This window comes from Lysinibacillus sp. RU7 (genome assembly GCF_057837305.1).
Window position 1 is genome coordinate 1 of record NZ_JBYQFK010000158.1, and the last position, 263, is coordinate 263.

1 protein-coding gene is annotated in these 263 nt (G+C 63.1%); it reads left to right on the top strand.

Going from position 1 to position 263, the window contains the following annotated elements; genetic code table 11:
• A partial coding sequence (locus AC3II9_RS21920; protein ID WP_489158824.1) for a hypothetical protein occupies positions 1–263 on the top strand: 263 nt, incomplete at both ends.

A 263-nucleotide genomic window follows, 5' to 3' on the forward strand; every position in this document is an offset into this window, starting at 1 on the left:
TGACGCTGCTGTCGATCCACGGCGCGTTTGCGGTAAGAAGCGTGCAGCAAATCGCCGGCCGACAAGCCAAGCTCGATCGCCAGTTGACCGAGCTGCGCGGCCGCGCGCTGAAGGACGTGGCGGTGACTGCGGCGATCGCACACGGCGATAACCGGGTCGCGCAGGCTCAGCAGATCGAGACGATCATTGCCACCACCAAGGAAATCCACGGACTGGTCGAAGTTGCGCGCAAGACTACCGACGAGAAGTTCGAGATAGCCCGC